General features: G+C 56.2%; 13 protein-coding genes and 1 tRNA gene. 4 read left to right on the top strand and 10 right to left on the bottom strand.

Translation table 11 applies throughout. The features are described from left to right. Positions 1–7: 7 nt before the first annotated feature. From IEW06_RS07195 to IEW06_RS07185, 3 genes are all read right to left on the bottom strand, one after another. On the bottom strand, positions 8–616 hold the full coding sequence (locus IEW06_RS07195) for an OmpA family protein (protein ID WP_187733279.1): 609 nt from the start codon (positions 614–616) through the stop codon (positions 8–10). Positions 617–696: 80 nt separating this feature from the next. Continuing rightward, positions 697–2,094, bottom strand: coding sequence for an alpha/beta hydrolase family protein (locus tag IEW06_RS07190; protein ID WP_188547826.1), 1,398 nt, complete (start codon positions 2,092–2,094; stop codon positions 697–699). 407 nt (positions 2,095–2,501) lie between these two features. Then, complete coding sequence (locus IEW06_RS07185) at positions 2,502–4,997, bottom strand: bifunctional UDP-N-acetylmuramoyl-tripeptide:D-alanyl-D-alanine ligase/alanine racemase (RefSeq protein ID WP_188547824.1); 2,496 nt, start codon at positions 4,995–4,997, stop codon at positions 2,502–2,504. 58 nt (positions 4,998–5,055) lie between these two features. On the opposite strand from IEW06_RS07185, the gene IEW06_RS07180 reads away from it, so the two are divergent. Together IEW06_RS07180 and IEW06_RS07175 are read left to right on the top strand one after the other, a co-directional pair. Continuing rightward, positions 5,056–5,967, top strand: a complete 912-nt coding sequence (locus IEW06_RS07180) for an EamA family transporter (protein ID WP_188547822.1) — start codon at positions 5,056–5,058, stop codon at positions 5,965–5,967. 59 nt (positions 5,968–6,026) lie between these two features. Beyond that, complete coding sequence (locus IEW06_RS07175) at positions 6,027–6,530, top strand: regulatory protein RecX (RefSeq protein ID WP_187733284.1); 504 nt, start codon at positions 6,027–6,029, stop codon at positions 6,528–6,530. A gap of 72 nt (positions 6,531–6,602) precedes the next feature. Here IEW06_RS07175 and IEW06_RS07170 read toward each other — a convergent pair whose 3' ends face one another. Beyond that, positions 6,603–8,255: a catalase gene (locus IEW06_RS07170; protein ID WP_188547820.1), complete on the bottom strand. Its 1,653-nt coding sequence runs from the start codon at positions 8,253–8,255 to the stop codon at positions 6,603–6,605. Between the two features lie 153 nt (positions 8,256–8,408). On the opposite strand from IEW06_RS07170, the gene IEW06_RS07165 reads away from it, so the two are divergent. Beyond that, on the top strand, positions 8,409–9,344 hold the full coding sequence (locus tag IEW06_RS07165; RefSeq protein WP_187733285.1) for a hydrogen peroxide-inducible genes activator: 936 nt from the start codon (positions 8,409–8,411) through the stop codon (positions 9,342–9,344). A gap of 74 nt (positions 9,345–9,418) precedes the next feature. On the opposite strand, the gene IEW06_RS07160 is transcribed toward IEW06_RS07165, so the two are convergent. The 6 genes from IEW06_RS07160 to IEW06_RS07135 form a co-directional block, all read right to left on the bottom strand. Then, positions 9,419–10,048: a DUF4230 domain-containing protein gene (locus IEW06_RS07160; RefSeq protein WP_187733286.1), complete on the bottom strand. Its 630-nt coding sequence runs from the start codon at positions 10,046–10,048 to the stop codon at positions 9,419–9,421. A 105-nt stretch (positions 10,049–10,153) separates the two neighbouring features. Further along, positions 10,154–11,125, bottom strand: a complete 972-nt coding sequence (locus tag IEW06_RS07155; protein ID WP_188547818.1) for a 1-aminocyclopropane-1-carboxylate deaminase/D-cysteine desulfhydrase — start codon at positions 11,123–11,125, stop codon at positions 10,154–10,156. 49 nt (positions 11,126–11,174) lie between these two features. Then, positions 11,175–13,730: a YfhO family protein gene (locus IEW06_RS07150; protein WP_187733287.1), complete on the bottom strand. Its 2,556-nt coding sequence runs from the start codon at positions 13,728–13,730 to the stop codon at positions 11,175–11,177. Positions 13,731–13,918: 188 nt separating this feature from the next. Beyond that, positions 13,919–14,209, bottom strand: coding sequence for a DUF4834 family protein (locus IEW06_RS07145; RefSeq protein WP_187733288.1), 291 nt, complete (start codon positions 14,207–14,209; stop codon positions 13,919–13,921). Next, positions 14,206–14,973 (bottom strand): FkbM family methyltransferase, encoded by a 768-nt coding sequence (locus IEW06_RS07140; RefSeq protein WP_187733289.1) that lies wholly within the window; start codon positions 14,971–14,973, stop codon positions 14,206–14,208. Before IEW06_RS07140 ends, IEW06_RS07145 begins: the two co-directional genes overlap by 4 nt. A gap of 67 nt (positions 14,974–15,040) precedes the next feature. Next, a complete protein-coding gene (locus tag IEW06_RS07135; protein WP_187733290.1) occupies positions 15,041–15,493 on the bottom strand; it encodes a hypothetical protein in 453 nt (150 codons plus the stop codon). Between the two features lie 190 nt (positions 15,494–15,683). Here IEW06_RS07135 and IEW06_RS07130 point away from each other — a divergent pair. Next, positions 15,684–15,756, top strand: a tRNA-Thr gene (locus IEW06_RS07130). Positions 15,757–15,793 lie beyond the last annotated feature (37 nt).

Raw genomic sequence — 15,793 nt, 5'->3', positions numbered from 1 at the left:
ACTCTACTTACTTGTTGATCACGGCTATTTCAACGCGTCGGTTTTGCTGGCGGCCAGCAGCTGTTGCATTCGATGCTACAGGTTTGGACTCGCCCATGGGCTGAATAGCTACGCGCGAAGCCTCGATTTTACCATTGTTAACCAGCCAGTTTTTCACTGCTTCAGCGCGCTGCTCGCTCAACTCTTTGTTGTACGACTTGGTATCGCGCGAATCAGCATGACCAATGATGCGAAGCTGCTTGTCAGCCGACCGTTTACCAATAGACGCTGAGATCTGCTCCAGCGCTTTAGCTGCGCCTGGCTTAATCGTGGCTTTGTCGGTATCAAACAGCACCGTTTCCTCGATGCCATACACGCTATACTGATCATTGCCGCGCACAGACACGTCCGGAAGATTCACCTCAGGGAAATCGACGTCGGGCAAATTCAGCGCGTCGGTGTCGATTAAATCACCGTCAGCAACGGCGACAGCGGGGCCTTCTTGGCCTTCACGATAAACTACCGCTGTATCAGCGGTGGCTTCTTCGGGCTCGTTTTTGGTAGCCGGATTTTTCAGGTTGTCGCAGCTAGCCAGCAGGGCAGCGGCACTAAGAATCGTAAACAGGGTCTTTTTCATAGCAGATGAACCGTTGTGGAGCCCTGTTCTACGAACACGACCCCACAACGGTTCACCGAGACTATCGCCTTGTTTTTCTTTTACTTGGACTTCTCTGTGGCCTGCACTATAATCCACTGCCGAATCGCCTCCTGCGCCTGGGCCGAAAAAGTAGGCTGTGGCTGGCCGTTCACCACTGTCCACTCCGACGGGTCGGCCTGAAACATGTGGTTTACGCCAGTCAATTTGCGGGTATTCACCGAGGAGCTACTTTTCAGACCTCTCTGCAAGGAATTAAGATTAACGTCAGCTTCAATATACGTGTCGGCAGTACCAGAAAGCAGTAATACTGGGCACTTCACACTAGGCAGTTTATCGGCAGGGTTAAAATCCAGGAAGTAGCGATACCGATCAGTGGTTAACAAACTAGCGCTAATTTTAGCCGTAGCCATGTCGATAGATGGATTCGTTTCTCTTAGCATGATAGCCACCAGGCGCTGAGCCTTGGTATTATCAGGCGTTTGACGAATTACATCAAGAATAGCCTGCCGGCGCATAACCCCTATTTGCATTTGTGTCAGGCTGGCGCCCAAAGAGCGATGCAAATCGGCTTGCTGCTGCAGTACCAAGTCGCGGCCCGATAATCCACTGGCGGCCATCGTAACCACGAAATTGGGAGCTTCTTCCTCGGCAGCGGCTAGCAAAGCTAGATTACCTCCCTCGCCGTGTCCAACAACACCCACTTTGGCAGCATTAATCTCGGGGCGGCTTCGCAGCGCCTGCATAGCTGCCTGTAAGTCCGTTAATAAAGCCGGAGGGGTAGCCTCATTATAGTCACCGCCTGATTTGCCCACGCCCCGGTCATCGAAGCGAAGCACGGCAATCCCACGACGTGTCAGGAAGTCAGCCAACACTCCCATGGGGCGGTAGTCACCTACAGCGGCATCACGATCTTGGGCTCCCATATCCGAGATCAATACGACCGCAGGAAATGGACCTTCACCAGCCGGCACCGTGAGCATTCCCCCCAAAGTCAAATTGGCTTCGGTGTTAGTCACAGCTACTTCCTCCTCGCGATAAGGAGGTGTGAGCCGTGCGCTTTTAGCTGTGCTTATCGGGGCCGACGTGTAGCCAAGCGTTAGGGCCACCTGGTAGCCAGGCTGTTGCCAGGTACCAGTCAATGCTTTACCATCGGCCGATACCAAGCCCATGAACTGACTGCCCGCTTCGGGAGCCATAAATACGATGGTATCGCCTCTTACTTCCACGCTGACAGCCATGCGGCTAATCTTTTGCTGCGGTACATCGAGCGTAGCAAAGAAAGAGCCTCCCGTGAGAGCTACCACTCTGAATACTACCTCTAATTGGCCGCCAGGCACAGGCAAGGGCCCCTTCCACAGACCATCTAATGCTGGAGCTGCTGCACGGGCTGGAGCGGATAGAAGCAACGCAATAAACAGGCAGAAGCTAAAATAAGGTGAGTAGAGAATTTTCTTCATGCAAAAGGAAGTGAGGAGTAAATAAGGGTAGCTGTAGGTATGCTTGTGGTAAGCCAAAGACGCAAGGCATTACCACATCAGATCGGAAAATGCGGCCTATACAAAACATGCACCAGAGGTACACAAAAATGGCATTAAGGCCAGAAAAAAAACTTTTTCTGGCCTTAATGCCATTTTATTCACAAATCAAGATTCTGAAATCGTCTTGCGTAGCTTATTTGTTCGTAAAAATCTGTGTCAGCGCATTAAAAACACTTTCTAATAAACCTTATACAGCGATTAATATTACATTACAACCTTTACTTTTTTGAGATATGTATGGAGACAATATTATTGCTTCTTGCTCATAATCTTAAATTATACCAAGGAACACCTATAGCGGCGCAAGGCGAATGGCCAAGGAATAACTATTCAGTTATGAATATGCGCTTTACTCGCTCGCTCACATTCGTCAGTAGCTCGTAGGGGATGGTGCCGATGCGGGAAGCCAGCTCCACCAGCGGTATTTGCTCACCAAACACGACTACGGAGTCGCCGGCCTGCGCGTCGGGAATGTGGGTGACATCGACCATAGACATATCCATACAAACGTTGCCCAATATGGGAGCACGCAGGCCGCGTATCACTACTTCGCCCACGCCATTACCGAAGCGCCGGTCGTAGCCATCGGCGTACCCGATAGCTATGGTGGCCGTGCGCCGCTCAAAGTTGGTGGCGACACCCCGGCGGCCGTAGCCAACCGTTTGACCAGCAGGCAGTTTTTTGACCTGAGAGATAACCGTGCGTAAGGCGCTGACTGGGCGCAGAGCCGCTGAGTCCTGGCCCGAAGCTTCTACTCCATACAAGCCAATGCCCAGCCGCACCATGTCCAGATGAGCCTCTGGAAAGCGTATGATACCAGCAGAATTCAGCGCATGCTTCAGGACGGAATAGCCAAGGGCAGCCTCTACAAGCGGAGTCATTCGCTGGAATGCGGCTAGCTGCTGGTGCGAAAAATCGTTGTGCTGCGCTTCATCGGCGCCGGCCAGGTGGGTCAGCATACTGGCCACGCGCAGTTGGGGGGCTTTTTCGCGCAATAGCTTGCACAGCTCTTCCAGGTCCTCTTCCGCAAATCCTAGCCGTCGCATGCCCGTGTCGAGCTTCAGGTGAATGGCTGGCATAAGCTGAGTTTGGGCTGCCAACAGGTAATCATGCAGGCGCTCGAAGGAGTAGATTTCGGGCTCCAGATGATACTGGTGCAGCTTCTGGAAGCTGTCGGGCGACGGGTTCATCACCATAATCGGCAGACTGATACCGTGTTGGCGCAGCTCCACGCCTTCATCCGCATACGCCACCGCCAGGTAGTCGGCGCGGTGAAACTGGAGTAGGTTGGCCACTTCGTAGCTGCCGCTGCCGTACGCAAAGGCTTTCACCATCACCATCAGGCGGGTGCCGGGCGCGAGGCGCGCGCGGTAATAGTTGAGGTTGTGCACCAGCGCATCCAGGTTCACTTCCAGTACGGTACCATGAATCTTTTGCTGAAAAGCGGCCACAATCCGCTCAAACTCAAAGCGCCGGGCACCCTTCACCAGAATCGTTTCGTGGCGAAACTGCTCCGGCTGAAAAGCAGCCAGAAATGCTTCGGTGCTGGCAAAAAAAGCCCCCCGCACCTCGCCAAACAGCTGCTGATGCGCACTTATGGCCTCGCCAACCCCGATAATGCGTCCTACGCCGTGCGCGGGCAGCTGGGCCGCAATGCGCGCATACAGCTCCGCCGCCGGCAAGCCCGATTCGAGCACATCAGAGAGAATGAGGGTGCGTTGCCCACGGCGCGGCTGGCGGGCCAGGGCATCGAGGGCCAGGGTGAGGCCGGCGAGGTCATTATTGTACGTATCGTCGAGCACGTAGCAGTCGTTGAGGGCCTGCTTCATCTCCAGGCGCATGGCCACGGGCAGCAGGCGGTCGAGGCGGCGCTGAATCTCGGCGGTGGGCACGGCGTACCACAGCAGCACGGCCAGGCAGTGCAGTGCGTTTTCTACCGAAGGCTCATCGGCGAAGGGCAAGGTAAACGTGTGCTCTTCCACTCTGGGGCGAGCCAAATGCACTTGCACCACCGTGCGCTCGGCACTGGCTTCCGTAACGGTGACGCTCAAATTTGCCCCCCGCTGCGCTTGCCGACTCCAAGTAAAGGTGCGCGCCGGATCAAGTATCTGCTGCGCCGCCGCGTGAATGGCTTCGTGGTCGCGGCAGTAAAAGAGCGTATCTACTGCCGCAAAAAGCTGCATTTTCTCGCCTACCTTCTCTTCCGCTGAAGCAAAGCCTGCGTCGTGGGCCGTGCCCAGGTTGGTGAAGATGCCGAGCGTGGGCTGAATGATAGCGGCGAGCCGTGCCATTTCGCCCCGCTCTGAAATGCCGGCCTCAAAAATGCCGAGCGTGTGCGTGGCGTTCAACTCCCACACGGATAGCGGCACGCCCACCTGCGAGTTGTAGCTGCGCGGGCTTTTGCAGATCAGCTCGTCGGAGCTAAGTAGCTGAGCCAGCCACTCTTTCACAATGGTTTTGCCGTTGGAGCCCGTGATGCCGAACACCGGAATATGGAACTGCCGCCGGTGCCAGGCGGCCAGCGCTTGCAACGCCGCCAGACTGTTTTCTACCAGTAGAAAGCCGGCTTCGGGAAAGGCCAATTTGCCCCCCGGAATCTCTTCCAATCTATCGACCACAAACAGGCGCACGCCGCGCTGATACAGGTCGGACAGGTAGCGGTGGCCGTTGTGCAGGGCCCCGCGAATAGCAAAGAACAGCGACCCGGCCGGCTGTCCCACGCGCCGGCTATCGAGCAGCAGGTGCTGCACGCGCGCGGCCTCGGGGGGCGTTTGGAGCAAGGTACCGCCAATGAGAGCGGGCAAATCGGAGAAGAGTAGCATGGAGCACAAAGGTACGGCGTGTGGTATCTTTGCGGTCTTTACCGTTTGCTTCTTCCTCGTGCAACTCACTCGCTATCACCTGGCCGCCCTCGCGGCTTTTCTTATTTGGGGGTTTTTCCCGATTCCGCTCCGTATGCTCACCAGCTACAGCAGCGGCCAGATTCTGTTCTTCCGGGTGCTTATTTCCCTGCTTATTCTGCTGGTTATTAACCTGCTATTCCGTTTCTCGGCGGTGCGGGCGGCGTGGCGAAAGTGGCGCACAGCGCCGGTGAATGAGCGCCGCGGAGTGGCCGGCAGCACCTTGCTGGGGGGCATTTTGCTGACCTCCAACTGGCTGCTGTTCATTTACGTCATCAATAAAGTGAGCGTGCAGGCGGGCTCGTTTGCCTACCTCATTTGCCCAATCCTGACGGCGCTGCTGGGGTTTCTGGTGCTGCGCGAGAAGCTGCGGCGCAATCAGTGGCTGGCCATCGGGCTGAGTGCGTTGAGCTGCGCGTTGCTGGGCACGGGCTCGGCGCGCACGTTGCTGATGAGCTTGGTCGTGGCGGCCACGTACGCGCTCTACCTTATCACCCAGCGCCGCCTGCAGGGCTACGACAGGCTGGTGCTGCTTACCGTTCAGCTGTCCTTGGCGGCCGCGCTTATTCTACCTACGGCCAGCCTGCTGGGCGCATCTCCCCTGGCCGGCTTCCACGACCTACATCTGCTCCTGATGACGGCCATTCTGAGTGCCGTGTTCACGGTGCTGCCGCTGTTTCTAAACCTCTATGCTTTGAATACGCTGCCTTCGGGCACGGTGGGCATTCTGATGTATCTGAATCCGGTGGTAAGCTTTCTGCTGGCTTTTCTGTATTTCAACGAGGCCGCTACCACTATTCAGGCCGTAGCCTACGCGGTGATTCTGGGCTCCGTTGTGCTGTATAATATGCGTTTTGGCGCCAAGCTGGCCAGTAAAGAGGTTATTCGTTGACCCTTTTTCGCTTCGCTTAAGTTAACCTCTATACGCTATCAACTACCCATTCGTAACGCATGCAGCAGCCCGCCAAGAAGTTTTATACGCCGCCCGAAGCGCTTCAGAAGATAGCCGCTTTCTGCACCTATCAGGAGCGCACATTCAAGGAAACCGAGGAAAAGCTGCGCAGCTACGGCCTGACGGAGGATGAAGCTGGTGAAATCATTATTCGGCTGAGCCGGGAGAAGTTGCTCGATGAGGAGCGCTACGCCAAAAGCTTCGTGCGGGGCAAATACCGACTTAAAAAGTGGGGCCGCCGCCGCATTTTGCAGGACCTTAAGTTCAAGGGCATCTCCGAGTACTGCATCAAGCAAGGCATGAAGGAGATAGATGGGGATGAGTACTACCAAAATCTGGTGGACGTACTGGAAAAGAAGGACCGCCAGGAAAAGGAAAAGAACCCGCGCATACGCCGCCAGAAGCTCCAGCTTTTCATGACCAGCAAAGGCTACGAGTCTGATCTGATAAAGATGGCCCTGGATGATCTGGGCAAGGAAAAGACCAACGACGAAGACGAATAGAATTGCCTTTAGCTACAACGTAAAAAAGCCCCCCAGACTTGGTCTGGGGGGCTTTTTTGTGCTTACTCTTTATTAATACGGCCGTGCGTCGTGGGCTATTGCCTCTGCTTGCTCTACGGCTTCGGCACTCTTGCTTTCGTTTGCCTGCGTAGCACCTTGGGCACCGCTGGCGGTTTGCTTCAGCCCTTCGGCCAAACGCTGCCCCCAATCCGGGTCGCAGTTGGTGCACAGCTCGATCATCTTTTTCTGAATGACCTCATTGGCATCGCTTAGCGCGCCCACCATGTTGCTAATCAAATCATTGCGCTCCCAATCTTCGTGCAGACGGTACCGCTCACCGGCTTGCTTGAAGTTGTTCTGGCGGTCAATGGTCTGACGAATCAGACGGCCCGTGTACTCCGGAGTATGGTCGGGAGCTGAGCGGGGGGCTTCTTTCAGGCCATTGAGCGAGGAAGGCTCGTAGTTGACGTGCAGGTTCTGGCCGGGCGCCGAATCGACGTGGTAAGCCATCTGACCATCGCGCTGGTTGGTAGCTACGTGCTTCTTGGGCGCGTTGATGGGCAGTTGCAAATAGTTGGTACCCACGCGGTAACGCTGCGTATCGGAGTACGAGAACGTACGTCCCTGCAGCATTTTGTCGTCGGAGAAGTCCAGTCCATCTACCAGCACACCCGTACCGAAGGCCACCTGCTCCACCTCCGCGAAATAGTTATCAGGGTTCTTGTTGAGCGTCATCTTGCCCACGGGCAGATGCGGGAACTGATCTTCGGGCCAGATCTTGGTGTCGTCAAGCGGATCGAAGTCTAGCTCCGGATGCTCGTCGTCGCTCATGATCTGCACGCGCAGCTCCCACTGCGGGAAGTTGCCCTTCTTGATGTTATCGAACAGGTCTTGGGTAGCGTGGTTGAAGTTTTTGGCCTGAATAGCCTCTGCTTCAGCCTGCGTGAGGTTCTTGATGCCTTGTAGCGGCTCCCAGTGGTACTTCACCAGCACAGCCTCACCGGCTTGGTTTACCCACTTGTAGGTGTTTACGCCTGAGCCCTGCATCTGCCGGTAGTTGGCCGGAATGCCCCAGGGCGAGAACAGGAAGCTCACCATGTGCATGGCTTCCGGTGTGTTGCTGATGAAGTCGAAGATACGCTCTCCGGTCTGGCGGTTGTGCACCGGATCAGGCTTCTGGGAGTGAATCAGATCCGGAAACTTCATCGCGTCGCGGATAAAGAACACCTTCAGGTTGTTGCCTACCAGGTCCCAGTTGCCGTCTTCGGTGTAGAACTTCACCGCAAAGCCGCGCGGATCGCGCAGGGTTTCGGGCGAGTGACCACCGTGACCTACCGTGGAGAAGCGCACGAATACGGGCGTCTCCTTGCCTTTGGTATTGAACAGCTTAGCGCGGGTGTACTTCTCAATGGGCTCGTCGCCTACTTTGCCGTACGCTTCGAATACGCCGTGGGCACCGGCGCCACGGGCGTGCACCACGCGCTCCGGAACTCGCTCCCGGTCGAAGTGGCTGATTTTTTCGATGAACTGATAGTTCTCCAGTGTGGCGGGGCCGCGGCTGCCCACAGTGCGCGTATTCTGGTTGTTCGTGAGGGGATGCCCCTGACGGGTGGTGAGGGTCTGGGCGTTTTCGCTGGCCGCCGTACGCGTGTCGTGCGAAGTGCCAGCGCCGGTTACGGCCGTACCCGTACCGTTGCCAGACGTGGGATTCTGATCTTGGTCCATAGTAAGCTTTTATTAAGTGATTGGTTACCTATACGAGAACCGTTGGAAGACAATCTTATATAATTTCCACCAAAGATGCTGTTAGTGCAAGTATAAATCAAATCATTTGTTTTGATAACAGTATCAGCAACGCTTATAGTTTAGCTTTACATCGTGAATCTCCAACAGCTTGAATATCTTATCGCGCTCGACACGCACCGGCAGTTTGTGGGCGCCGCCCACCACTGCCATGTAACGCAGCCAGCCTTGAGTATGCAGCTCCAAAAGCTGGAAGAGGAACTGGGCGTGATGCTGTTTGACCGCAAGAAAAAACGCTTAGAGCCAACTGCTGTGGGCGTTAAGGTAATACAGCAGGCGCGCCAGGTGCTCCGCGAAGTGCAGCTACTGCGCGAAGTGGTAGAGGTGGAAAAGGGTGAGCTGATTGGCGAAGTGCGGCTCGGCATTATTCCCACGCTGGCTCCCTACCTGGTGCCCTTGTTTTTGGTGCCATTGGCTGAACGCCATCCGCAGCTGCGGGTACGCGTGGAGGAACTACAGTCCGAAGAATTGGTGCGCCAGCTCAAAGCGCACCAGCTTGACATAGGGCTGCTTATCACGCCCCTCAACGATGCGCAGCTCCGCGAAGTGCCGCTGCTGGAAGAGCCTTTTTTGGGTTATGTATCGGCATCGCACCCGCTGTATGCGCACGCCACCCTGCGCCCCACCGATCTTTCGGGGGCCGGTTTGTGGCTACTGCAGCAAGGACATTGCTTTCGCAACCAGGTACTCACTATCTGCGCGCCGCCGGCTGGCGTGCACACTTACAGCTACGAAAGCGGCTCCATCGAGACGTTAAAAGAGTTAGTTCGTCGCAACAATGGCTATACATTGGTTCCCGAGCTGTCGGTGCTGGAAGAGGCCGAGGAGAACCCCATGGTAAAGCGCTTCGAGGCTCCGGAACCGGTGCGCGAAGTAAGCCTAGTAGTGCATCATGGCTTCGTGCGCACCCAACTGCTCAGCAATTTGCGTCAGCTGATTCTGGAGCAGGTGCCTGAGCGGCTGCACGCGGGTCGGGTTATGCAGAAAAGAGGAGAAGTGGTTAAGTGGTGATTTTGAGGCACTTAAGGCGCACTCTGCGTTAATGGTGCAGCCAAACAAAACTTCGAACTCACCATTTTACCACTTCACCTCTTGGCCGGCCGCTGCGGCGGGGCCATTTGCTGGGTCAGTATTACGCGGCGGCCCGTCATGGTTTCGAGCATGGGCCGCAATATTTTCTCTGCATTCCGAGTGGTCTGGGGCAGAATACCCGATTGCAAAGCAGTTTGGCGCACGTTGCGCTCGGCGTAGCGGTAACCTTCATCGATAAGCTCGGCATCCTGAAAAAACGAGTTTTCGGTGCTGTATACTTTGCTTTGGCTATGGTCGACGCGCCAGGTGCACAGCTCAGGCGCGGGCAATGCCACTCTTATAATGGAGTCGCCCTCAAACACCACATCCTGGGCGCGCACTTTGGTCATGTCGAGGCAGCCAACTGCCTCACCAGCTACGATAATAGCTACTTTGGAATCAGGCAGGAAACGATAAGTGCTTTTGCGGTATTCCACCACATCCTTGAAGCGAAAGCGCACCAGCTCCATGCGGCCCAGGCTTTCTACCTTGGTTAGCACCGTGTTATGAGTCACGGTGATTTGGGGAGTGGGCCGCAACGGGTTTTGCAGCTCGGCCAGCGTGGGCTGCACTTTTTCCCACAAAAACCAGCCTAACCCCACCAAAAACAATAACGGTAATAAGCGGCGGAGCAAGCGAATCATTCAGGAAGGGAAAACGGTGGGCAGAAGACAAGGATAACAGCTGGTCTGAATACGTTCCCAGCTTCTATGTAGCACTGTTGAGTTACAACAAATATTTGCTTGCTTTTAATTCACCGCACCGGAAGCTGCTCCCCCTGGCCGGACAACTTTCGGCCACCATACACTGCGCCTTTCAAATCGGGCCCGAAACCCAGCCCAGGCTTGCAGGCCGCCCGTATGCACGGCCACTACGGTGCTACCAGGCGCGAAATAATCTTGCCGCAGCAAATCCAGGATGCCGTACAGCAGCTTACCCGTGTAGATTGGGTCGAGCAATACCTTGTGGCGCTGTTGAAACTGCTGGATAAATGTCATCAGCTCGGGTGAAAACCTGGCGTAACCCCCAAAATGATACTGCGTTTGGACCGACCATGGAGCCGTGATTATTTGCCCGGCGGCCGTTATTAACGCGTGGATATCATCTTGCAGAAAACCGCCATTCTTGAGGGCGGCCACACCTACGGCTTGCTGCTGGGGCTTCAGCGCTGTTAAAAAGCCCCCCAGCGTGCCGCCGGTGCCACAGGCTACGCACAGCGTGTCGAAGGAAGTTTGGGCGCTCAGCTCCGTCACCAATTCAGCGCAACCGCGCAGAGCCAGCTCATTCGTGCCGCCCTCGGGCAGTATATAAGCCGGACCTGTCTGCTGGAGTAGCTCAGCCTGAAATGCCGCTTCCTGCTTCTGACGGTACGTGTCACGGTCGAGGTAGCGCAAGCTCATGCCATCGGCTGCGGCCTGGGCGAGCGTCGGATTCAGAGGAATCGTGGGCTCGCCCCGCACTATGCCGATGGTGCGGAAGCCATATAACCGACCCGCAGCCGCCACGGCCGCCAGATGATTGGAAAAAGCCCCCCCGAAGGTAAGCAACGTGTGGTGGCCCTGGGCGCGGGCTTCCAGCAAGTTGTAATTGAGCTTACGCCACTTATTTCCCGGCAGCTCGGCGTGCGTTAAATCATCGCGCAGCAAGATTAAGCGAATGCCACAGCGGTGTGCGGCGGGCTCGTTTAGCTCCTGCAGAACCAGCGGAATTGGTGTTGTCATGCGGCAATTACACCCAGCTGAGCTTAGCTGCGAGATTCTTTGGCAAGTATTACGCCGTCACCAAATCCTGATCAGCCAGCACCGGCCGCTTTTTCCAGATATAAAAAGCCACACCTATCAACCCCAGAATCAGGATGATGGACGACACCAGCGACACGGTGTTGCCGATAGTGTAGGACTGGGGCTCAAATTTGAACTCAATGGTATGCTGACCGGCGGGCACGGGCAGGGCGCGCAGCACGTAGTTGGCCCGCAGGTGCGGCACCAGCTTGCCGTCGATGTAGGCGTTCCAGCCGTCCTTATAATAGATTTCGGAGAACACGACGAAGCCGTCCTGAGCAGCATTGGCCTGATACTTTAGCGCATCCGGCGAATAGTTGGTGAGGCGGATGGTGGAGCCAGCGGCGTTGTAGGTGGTTTTTGGGAGCGGAAACTTGGAGGCATCCACGACGGCCGTGGTGGCCGGATTGAAGTTGCTGAGTGCCGCAATTTCCTGGTCGGGGCTCTGTACTTTCTGAATTTCGCTGACAAACCAGGCATTGCCCAGCGCCGCCGGATTGCGCTGTACCTGTGAGGGCTGATTGGCTTGCGGGTTGGGGGGCGTAATTAGGTAACGGGTGTTCAGCATATTGAGCACCTGCGTGTTATTCTGCGAAATCTGGCGCTCAATCAGATCCTGGTAGCGGCGCAGCTTAGCGCCGTGATAGCCACCGATGCTCTTGTGAAAGTAAGAAGTGTTGGCTTCGTTGAATGGGTTGTTCAGATTCAGTACACGGTAGCTCAGGTCCTTATCCTGCAGAATTTGCTGGTCCTGAGGCGTTGGCACAAACTGCTGCGTCACGGTTTCACGCTGAAAGTTGGAGTCGTTGAGGTAACGCTTATCAACCGCCCACAGGTCGACGAGGGTGAGCCCAGCCATAACTGCGGCCGCGGCTGTAGCGGAAAGCTTGCGTTGCAAAAAGAAGTACAAAACGCCCCCCGCAGCCAGAATAAAGAACAACGAGCGTAGCACATCGGCGCGGAGCAGGCTAGCGCGGTCTTCGCGAATGGCATCGAGCGGAAAGCCGCTTTGCTGCAATTGCGCATCGATAGGAGACGCATAATCAGCGCCTAAGCTGAGCAGCCAAGCCAGGATGCACAAACCAGCGGTACCAGCAACGGCATACAGCAGCTTGCGCTTGAGGCCGGTGGTTTCGGCGGAGTCGGCGGCTGGAAGCGTGAGAGCTGGGTGGCCAGCTACTGGCGCCGAAGCCGTGCGGTGAGCGCGCAGCACGCGGGCCAAGGCCAATATGGCCAGCAAAGGCATGGTGAGCTGGGCAATTACCAATGCCATCGACACCGACCGGAACTTGTTGTAGCCGGGGAAGTAGTCGAACATGAGGTTGTTGAAGGTCTCGAAGTTCTTGCCCCAGGCCAGCACAATGGACAAAATCGTACCGATCAATAGCCAGGTGCGTAGGCGACGGTCGGCCACAAACAGACCCAGCACAAACAGCAGGCAGACCACCGCGCCCACATACACGGGGCCGCTGGTGCTGGGCTGGTCGCCCCAATAAAGGGGAAGTTGGCTTAAATAATCGCGGAGTTGGACGGGGGGTACACCGAGTTGGGTGAGGGCTTTGCCGGTAGCCGAGCTTTCGCTTAGCGCCCCTTGGCTGGCGCCGCCGAAGTAATTGGGAATGAGCAAGGTAATAGTCTCGCCCACCCCGTAGCTCCAATTAAAAGCATAGTCGCGGTCGAGGCCGGAGCCGCCGGGAACATCATCAGAAGCGGCCGCGGCTGGCGCGCCGGGTGAAGGCGTGGTGAGTTCGGAGCGGCCGCGGATGGAGTATTTGCCGTATTCGGCCGTTACGTAGAGGCGCCCGAAGCTGACCCCAACGGCTAATAAGGCGGCGGCACCTAAGAGCGCCGTCCGACCGAGGAAGTCCGGTAAGCGCTTTTCGCGGAAGGCATAAATCAGCTCAACAATGCCGAACACCAACACCAGCAACAGCAGATAATACGTGATTTGGAGGTGATTGGAGCGCACATTCATGGTTAGGCCCAGGGCAAACAAAGCCGCACCGAGCCAGCGGTTGCGTCGAAATGTGACTAGCAGCCCCGCCAGCACCAGCGGCGCGTACGCAATAGACAACGACTTGGTATTGTGCCCAGCAGCCAGAATAACGAGGTTGTAGCTGGTAAAGCCCAACGCAATAGCGCCCACTACCGCCACTAAAGGCCGCACTCCCAACGTTATAAACAGGATATAGCCACAAAGCAGCGCCAGAAACAAGTTGGCTACCACCGCCGGCATATTCAGGGTAAAAATCTGGTGTATATACACCGATAAATCGCCGGGGAAGCGGGTGCTGATGAGGTAAGTAGGCATCCCGGAGAACATAGAGTTGGTCCAGAGGGCTTCCTCACCGGTTTCGGCCCGATAAGTGGCCGCTTCCTGCGAGCCGCCTCTGAACTGCACGATGTCGTGCTGAGAAAGCGTTTGATCATCCAGCACTAAGGGCGAGAAGTAAACGAAAACCAGCGCCAGGAAAAACAACACGGCCAGCAGGTGAGGCAACATCCGCCGCCACAAGGGCACGGCAACGGGAGAAACAGTAGTCATCAGCAAAAAGAAGAGTCGATTAACGGCCAAAAAGCCCCCCAGGGCCCGGTAAAGCACGCCGAAGGTAGGCCGTTTATTTTATTCCAGGAAGTACGCTGTTATAGCCTAACGATTTTAGCGGGCACAGAAATGCCCCCCAGCCGCCCGGTTTCTAAACCATGCGCTTGGGGGGCATTTCTGATGAGAGCTTATTTTACTTCCTCGTATTCCACGTAGTCACCGCCATTGAACTTGGTATCTGCGCGGGCTTTGGGCTGGGGTGGCACATACTCTACGCGCACTTGGCCGGGAGCCGGAGCAGGGCCGGGCGGCGGGCCAAAGGGCGAATCTTGTCCGAAAGGAGGCGCTTGGCCAAACTGCTGACCATAGCGACGAACTTGCTTTTTGATGAACATTCCTACCACCAAACGCAGCACCACGGGCAGCACGAAGCGCACGAGCAGCGAAATGATGAGCAGGGTTAGGAGGAACTTGGTCATGGGCGGGAAGGCGGGGAAACGGGTTGAAAGTAAAAATCGGCCGTGACGGCGCTGGTAAGTTGTTCAGCCGAGCAGGGTACAAGTTCAGAACGCGGCGAAAGCATAAATGGTTTATAGCCCAACTCCGCCAGCAAAATAACGACCGCCTGCCGGTTCTCCAGACCATTCAACTCTGTTTGGATAAGTGGCCTAAAGCGGCGCAAGGTGGCTTGTAGATGACGAAACACTTCGTGCTCGAAGCCTTCCACGTCGCATTTGACAAAATCCAGGCGAGGCAAATCGGCTAGTAGCTCGTCGGGCACGCGCATGGGCACCTCGTAGGTGCGGGCGTAGGTTTCGTTGGGGTTGGAGGCTGCTACCTTGGTCATGCCGTGGTGAAGCAGACCGTCGCGCTCGGGCGTACCCATTTGCACGGTGGTATTTTGCCCCCCAAGTGCGTAGGGCAGCAACGTCAGGTTGTTGTGGCCACTCAGGCGCACATTATCTCGCCAGATTTTTTGAAAATCCGGGATGGGCTCTACGGCTAACACCTGCCCCTCCGCTCCTACCAAGCGCGACAACGCCACGGAGTAATAGCCCAGGTTAGCGCCAATGTCTAGGCACACGAAACCAGGGCGAATAATCTTCTCCAGAAAAAACAGCTCAGGATATTTCGCCCGGCCCCAGCCCGCGCTCACCAACCCCAGATACACGCGGCTCACGAAGCGGATGTAGCGCTCGAAGCCGAGAGCCTGGACCAATAATTTGCGAAGCTGTTTTACCATAGCAGCGGCAAAGGTAGCACGTCCGATTACGTGGACGCACTACCCTGAGCATTGCTAGGCCCAACGGCTACTTTCGGCGCTTGCGTGTTGCTCGCGCCGCGCCCGCCGCGGCCAGTCCTCCGATCAGGTACCAGGCTACCGTCATCAGCTTGGTTTGCGGGGTGCGGTTGCTGGGAGCCTCGCCCAGGCCCATCGGGCCGGGAAGCACTACCCCACCTATACCAGCCGTCAAGCCAAGCACAATACCGCGTTGCCAGGCGTTTTTGCCAGCACCTACCAAGCTGTAGTACAGACCGTTGGAAAGCAAGTCGCCAGCCATGGTTAGGTTAAATAAGGTGTCATGGTCGGGCTGGGGGGCATTTGCTTTGCCTAGCAGCTTTCGCAGGCCGCGCATCCCCAGCACATCCATGCGCGGAGCAGTTTCGGGTATAATATGACGGACGGTTTCGTGTACGGCGGTTAGCACAACCGCGCCCGCGAAGCCATTACCCAAGGCGCGCAATACAGTAGCAGATTTCATTTGGCAGGTGGTTCAAATTGAAGCTAAATCCGGCTATTTGGGCCGGACGCTTTCTCCCAAACGCATAAGCGCTACGGCACGTTGCCTGGCTCTAGTTAGCGGTTAAGGTTAGAAAAAAGGCCCCCAGCCTTGCACTAGTTTCCGGCGCCTGCCTATCTTTGTTGGCCTGAGCAGTTAGTGTTCAGCAGACGCCTCTTTAGCTCAGTTGGTAGAGCAGCTCATTCGTAATGAGCAGGTCGTTGGTTCGAGTCCAATAAGAGGCTCTTCATTGAAAAAGGCCCCAGAAGTCGCAGATGCTCT

The sequence above is a fragment of the Hymenobacter qilianensis genome, from assembly GCF_014638675.1.
Lineage (GTDB): Bacteria > Bacteroidota > Bacteroidia > Cytophagales > Hymenobacteraceae > Hymenobacter > Hymenobacter qilianensis.
This window is presented reverse-complemented; position numbering and strand designations above follow the sequence as displayed.

Coding starts and splice junctions, on each gene's coding strand:
- IEW06_RS07195 (WP_187733279.1), bottom strand. CDS start 616: ATGAAAAAGACCCTGTTTACGATTCTTAGTGCCGCTGCCCTGCTGGCT.
- IEW06_RS07190 (WP_188547826.1), bottom strand. CDS start 2,094: ATGAAGAAAATTCTCTACTCACCTTATTTTAGCTTCTGCCTGTTTATT.
- IEW06_RS07185 (WP_188547824.1), bottom strand. CDS start 4,997: ATGCTACTCTTCTCCGATTTGCCCGCTCTCATTGGCGGTACCTTGCTC.
- IEW06_RS07175 (WP_187733284.1), top strand. CDS start 6,027: ATGCAGCAGCCCGCCAAGAAGTTTTATACGCCGCCCGAAGCGCTTCAG.
- IEW06_RS07170 (WP_188547820.1), bottom strand. CDS start 8,255: ATGGACCAAGATCAGAATCCCACGTCTGGCAACGGTACGGGTACGGCC.
- IEW06_RS07160 (WP_187733286.1), bottom strand. CDS start 10,048: ATGATTCGCTTGCTCCGCCGCTTATTACCGTTATTGTTTTTGGTGGGG.
- IEW06_RS07155 (WP_188547818.1), bottom strand. CDS start 11,125: ATGACAACACCAATTCCGCTGGTTCTGCAGGAGCTAAACGAGCCCGCC.
- IEW06_RS07150 (WP_187733287.1), bottom strand. CDS start 13,730: ATGACTACTGTTTCTCCCGTTGCCGTGCCCTTGTGGCGGCGGATGTTG.
- IEW06_RS07145 (WP_187733288.1), bottom strand. CDS start 14,209: ATGACCAAGTTCCTCCTAACCCTGCTCATCATTTCGCTGCTCGTGCGC.
- IEW06_RS07140 (WP_187733289.1), bottom strand. CDS start 14,973: ATGGTAAAACAGCTTCGCAAATTATTGGTCCAGGCTCTCGGCTTCGAG.
- IEW06_RS07135 (WP_187733290.1), bottom strand. CDS start 15,493: ATGAAATCTGCTACTGTATTGCGCGCCTTGGGTAATGGCTTCGCGGGC.